Annotated in this window: 4 protein-coding genes; 1 reads left to right on the top strand and 3 read right to left on the bottom strand. The window is 69.8% G+C overall.

Annotated elements, in window-relative coordinates; translation table 11 throughout:
- Positions 1 to 119 precede the first annotated feature (119 nt).
- Positions 120 to 1,844: a hypothetical protein gene (locus tag PKH97_RS15125; protein WP_324388418.1), complete on the top strand. Its 1,725-nt coding sequence runs from the start codon at positions 120 to 122 to the stop codon at positions 1,842 to 1,844.
- A gap of 37 nt (positions 1,845 to 1,881) precedes the next feature.
- Here PKH97_RS15125 and PKH97_RS15120 read toward each other — a convergent pair whose 3' ends face one another.
- The 3 genes from PKH97_RS15120 to PKH97_RS15110 form a co-directional block, all read right to left on the bottom strand.
- The gene (locus PKH97_RS15120) at positions 1,882 to 2,547 is read right to left on the bottom strand and encodes an MOSC domain-containing protein (protein ID WP_324388417.1); all 666 of its coding nucleotides are present in this window, start codon (positions 2,545 to 2,547) and stop codon (positions 1,882 to 1,884) included.
- Positions 2,548 to 2,570: 23 nt separating this feature from the next.
- On the bottom strand, positions 2,571 to 2,954 hold the full coding sequence (locus PKH97_RS15115) for a pyridoxamine 5'-phosphate oxidase (protein ID WP_324388416.1): 384 nt from the start codon (positions 2,952 to 2,954) through the stop codon (positions 2,571 to 2,573).
- The coding region (locus PKH97_RS15110) for a DUF6855 family protein (protein WP_324388415.1) at positions 2,951 to 3,452 on the bottom strand (502 nt) is incomplete at its 5' end. The genes PKH97_RS15110 and PKH97_RS15115, both read right to left, overlap by 4 nt.

Genomic DNA, 3,452 nt, shown 5'->3' with positions numbered 1-3,452 from the left:
CGGCGCGCGCCGTGCGGGCGCCGATGCGCGCCGGCCGGGGTGCCTGGTCGCACTCCGCGTGGCCGCAGTGAGTGCTGGGGCACGCGGCATACCTGCGGCCAGCGTGATCGGATGACGCCGTGCGCAAACGTGGACACGGCAGCAACCGGCGCACGCCCAACCGATCGGCGACCCGCGGCCGGCCCCCGGTACGCACGCATACCGCGATGCGGCCGGAAGACCAGGAACTCATCCAGGGCATCCGCACGGCCATGCGAGCCGAGCCGCTCGCGCTGGCCGACCTGATGTCCAGTGTGCTCGATGCCCTGGACCCGAACTCGGTCACCCCCGGACTCGTGGACAAGCCCACGCTCACACAACTGGTCGAAAGCTTCATCGACGTGCCGCTGGCCGAGACCACGGCCGCGCTGATGGTGATCGCCACCTTGACTAGCGATGACCTCCTCGCCGCGCGGATTCGCCGCGAGATCGACGGCCGCCGGCATCCGATGCCCCTGGGCGTCTCGGGACTGGACGACCTGCGCATTGTCAGCGCATGGGCGATGGCTATCCCGGGTGATGTCGGCGACGATCTGATCCTCGGCTTGAGCGCCCCCGGGGTCCCGGACTCCTCCCTGCTCGTCTATATCGACCACCGCTTCGGCACGCTGGTCAAGGATGCCTTCCTGATCGATGAGAGCGTCCCGCAGGTCGTGGCCAACTTGTCCGAGATCGCCTTGCGCGATGGCCACCGGGCCAACTTCGTCGAGGTGAGTCTCGCGGACGCGCGCGCGCAGGTCGAGCCGGCCATCGCGGCATACGGAAATATCGATCACGGGATGCCGCCCGGCGACACCTGGCCGGGCCTGCGGCCGCTGCTGTCGCACCTGGTCAGGCTGCTTCCCGAGGGCGGCACACCCCTGCCTCCGCGCGATCCGGCCGACTTCGATGAGCTCGAGGAGCTGGAAGAGGACGCCTCGGACCTGGCGCACGACTTCCTCAGCGGGCCGTTCGGGGCACCGGTCCTGGGGGACGACCCCGCCGATCACGATCTGGCGCACGTGCTGGCGATGTTCGCGCTCGACATGCTGGGCGATGAGCTCTTGTGGACACCGGAGATCATCGAGACCCTCATGACGTCAGCGCTCCCCACGATCTTGGCGCGGGAGTTGTATGAGCGCGCTCCGGCCGTCTTGCGCGCCTTCGTCTCCTACTGCCACGACGTGGACGGGTGCGATCAGAGCGACACAGCCGCGGCACTCGTCGCGGTCGATCGGTGGGAGCCGCGCTACCACGAGCTCCGCGATGATCCGGAGATCGTGCGCGCCCGGATCGAGGCGTTGACGCAGGAGTGGCGTCAGTTGCACCGGGAAGCCCTGCTCACCCGACTCAGCCCGGACCTTGTTGCGGGCCTCAATGCCGATCCGCTGCCGGACGAGCCGCTCGACCTCAGCGGCGTGGCGTCCGACATCGCCACGCGGGTGCAGGGGATCGCGAGCCTGGCCGACGTGGCGGCGATGGACCTGTATGACGTGGAGATGCGCACCGCGTGCCGACGCCTGATTGCCCAGGTGGCGTTGGCAGACCCGGCGATCTTCCGCCGTCAGTCCAGGGACGCCATGACGGCCGCAGCATTCTTGTGGATCGTCGCGAAGGCGAATGACGCGCTGACGGATGACGGCAACCCGACGGTCGCGGAGCTGATGGCCGCCTTCGAGTTGACCGGCAGCCCATCCCAGCGGGCGATGGTGCTGCTGAAGGCGATCGGGCAGGAGCAGCCCGCGGCCTACGGGTTGCGTTTGAACGACCCGGCCCTGCTCACCGCGCGGTTGCGCTCCTCCTGGTTGGACATCTTGAACCCGTAGCCACCCCAAGCCCACGAGGCAGCTGGTGGGCGTCCGTTCAGGGCGATCGCTCGGCGGCGCGCAGCCGGCGGGTGAAGAAGGTCCGGTCTGCGTCGTCGAGTTCGACGAGGGCCAGCACCCGACGGATCAGTTCGGTGTCGCCCTGCCAGGCCCGGAAGACGTCGGGCACCGTCAGCGCGTGGTCGGGCACATACGAGACTGTGACCGCGTCGCCGCTTCGGATCTCGCCGCCCTCGATGACCGCGAGATAGGCGCCGGTGCGGCCGCGCTTCGCGAACCGCTTGACCCAGCCCTTCTCGCGCATGCGGGAAGCAAAGGTCACGCACGGAACGCGGGGGCCGGTGACTTTCAGCACGGCGGTGCCCACGTTCCAGACCTCGCCGACGATCGAGGCGTCCACATCGTGGCCGGACGTCGTGAGGTTCTCGCCGAACATCCCGTCCGGCAACTCGCGACCGAGGTGCCCGGCCCACCAGTCCAGTTCCTCGCGGGCGACGGCATACACGGCCTGTTGGTCGCCGCCGTGGTGGCGCCGGTCGCCGAGGAAGTCACCGACGACTCCGCTGCCCAGTCCCCCGAGTTTCGGGCCCGGTGCCCGGACCTCGATGACTGGGGCGGGAAGTTTGGCGATCCCGCTGGGCAGGCCCTTTGGGCCGCCCGGCACCGGGAGGCCGATGTTGACCGATTGCACGCGACCCGACACGCGCCAAGCCTACGGGCGGTCGATCAAAGGGGGGTGCAGTCGTTGGCGCAGCCGGTCACGGTGTCGGGGGCGGGCGGCCCGTCCGCGTGCCGCGCCGGGCGGTGCAGGACGGCCGTATGCGGTGTGAACCGAATCTCCGCCTCCGGTGCGTCGGCGGTGGCCACGCCGTCGACGAGCAGCGTGTAGCCCTTGGGCGCCGGCGGCGGGAAGAGCAGCGTCGCCCTCGGGTTGCCCGCCAGGTTGGACGCGCTGCCCTTGCTCGGTTGCAGGATCAGGACGCCGTCGGTGACGGCGGGTTCGGCCGAGACCGCCTTGACCCGCCCGTCCGCGCGGGTGGTGAGCAGGTAGGCCGCCGAGTAGTCCGCGACCACCGCGGCCAGACGATCGATGTCCACGGGGATGCTCATCGGTTCGTCGCCCGGACGCGGTTGTTGCGGGGGTTGTGCTCCCGCTCGACGAGGCCGAGTTTCTCCAGTAGCGGCGGGAGATACATGCCGAACCGTGCGCGGTAGCCCTTGCGCAGGCCGTACCACCCGCCGACGGGGTTGCCCTCGTCGCGGCCCCAGGCCTCGACCGTGCCCGGCTTGGCGGGCTTCTGCTCGTCGGCGGCGCCGAGGTCGACCCAATCGCCTTGCGCCCGAAGCCAGTTCGCGAGATCGTCGATCGCGCTCAGGTGGTAGCGAAGCGTGGTCGAGCCGACTTGGCACACCAGCGCTGGCGGGTCCGCCTCTTCGTCGCGCCACATGGCGTATGCCGATGTCCCCGGCGCCGTGGTCGGCTGCCAGGGGTCTTCGCGGGTGCCGCTGCCACTCATGTGATCATGATGGCCCTGAGCCATGAAGTTCCTCCTTGACACCAATGTCGTCTCGGCCCCACGGGTGCCCGCGCGCAATGCCCGGGTCGCC

It is taken from the genome of Nostocoides sp., from assembly GCF_035343835.1.
GTDB lineage: Bacteria > Actinomycetota > Actinomycetes > Actinomycetales > Dermatophilaceae > Nostocoides_A > Nostocoides_A vanveenii.
The sequence above is the reverse complement of the archived record's forward strand: the minus strand, read 5'-3'. Positions and strand labels throughout refer to the sequence as shown.

Excerpts from the sequence above, each read along its gene's own strand:
- PKH97_RS15115 (WP_324388416.1), bottom strand. The coding sequence starts at position 2,954 with ATGAGCATCCCCGTGGACATCGATCGTCTGGCCGCGGTGGTCGCGGAC.